The sequence below is a fragment of the Gordonia sp. NPDC003425 genome (assembly GCF_053588635.1).
Window position 1 is genome coordinate 1 of record NZ_JBSFQI010000046.1, and the last position, 1,472, is coordinate 1,472.

The 1,472-nt window shown below is 65.4% G+C and carries 1 protein-coding gene; it reads left to right on the top strand.

Annotated elements, in window-relative coordinates; translation table 11 throughout:
- Positions 1–128 precede the first annotated feature (128 nt).
- Positions 129–1,442: an ISL3 family transposase gene (locus tag ACWDTD_RS20505; RefSeq protein ID WP_449748952.1), complete on the top strand. Its 1,314-nt coding sequence runs from the start codon at positions 129–131 to the stop codon at positions 1,440–1,442.
- Positions 1,443–1,472: the final 30 nt, after the last annotated feature.

Here is a 1,472-nt window from a genome sequence, read left to right on the forward strand (position 1 = left end):
GGCTCTTCAAGGTTGAGCGGGCAATGCCTGGTCAGCGGACCGGCGTGTCGGTGACGTAAGGCGCCCCTGGTCTCCGGAAATCTGGATGTTGCGAAGCATTCAAGATTTCGGTGAGGAGTACCAGGGGCATGGTCGATGCTACGTCGTCGTTGTTGTTGGGTTTGGAAGGACTCGAGGTTGCCGCGGTGTCGCGGCAGGGCAGGACGCGGGTGGTCGATGTGGTGACCGCCGATCCTGAAGCGGCCCGGTGCCCGGACTGTCGGACGATTTCGACGTCGGTGAAAGATCACGCAGTCACCCGACCCCGTGATATCGGCTACGGTGACGATCCAATCCTGTTGCGGTGGAACAAGACCCGATACCGATGCGTCAACCCGAACTGTGAGCGTGCCACCTTCACCGAATCGATCCCGCAGGTGCCACCACACCGCCGGACCACGACCCGATTGCGCACCCAGATTGGCCGTGCCGTCGGGGACGCGGCCCGCTCGGTGGTCGAGGTCGCCGCCGGAGTCGGCGTGTCGTGGCCGACCGCGCACGCCGCGTTCGTCGAGCACGCCGACCGGGTGTTGGGCACGCCGCGACCGGTGCAGGTGCTCGGGATCGACGAGACCCGCCGTGGCAAGCCCCGCTGGATCCGTGACGCCGACGGACGCCGCTGGGTGCGTGTGGATCCGTGGGACACCGGGTTCGTCGATCTCGGTGGCGATCAGGGCCTCCTCGGCCAAGTCGAGGGCCGCACCAGCAAGGCCGTCACCGACTGGCTGACCGCCCAATCCGAGCAGTTCCGCGATCAGATCACCCACGTGGTGATCGATCCGTCGGCCGCCTACGCGGCCGCGGTCACCGACGCACTGTTGCCCAACGCGCAGGTGGTGGTCGATCATTTTCACCTGGTCAAGCTGGCCAACGACATGGTCACCGGCGTGCGCCGGCGGGTCACCTTCGACGCCCATGGCCGCCGTGGACGCAAGCAGGATCCGGAGTGGGCCAACCGTCGGCGACTGCTCAGTGCGCGAGAACGGCTGTCGGACAGGTCATTTGCGAAGATGTGGAATGCGCTGTTCGACCATGATCCCAGCGGCCAGATCCTGACCGCCTACATCGCGAAAGAGGAACTACGGCAACTACTTTCCGCTGCACGAGACGGGGCTGACGACGGCGAGATCCGCCGCCGACTCTACCGCTTCTACCGATGGTGTGCTGACGCCGACATTCCCGAGATTACCCGGCTCGCGAGCACGATCGAGACGTGGTGGCCAGCGATCCTGGCGTTCCTGCACACTGGGCTGACCAACGCCCGCACCGAGGGCTACAACCGCCTGGTCAAACAGGTCAAACGCGTGGCCTGCGGGTTCCGCAACACCGAGAACTCACGGCGCCGGATACGATTCCACTGCACCCGCGCCCAGCGGGCCAGCATCCAGCAATTCCACTGCTGAACGGAATTGCCCGCTCAACTTCGAAGAGCC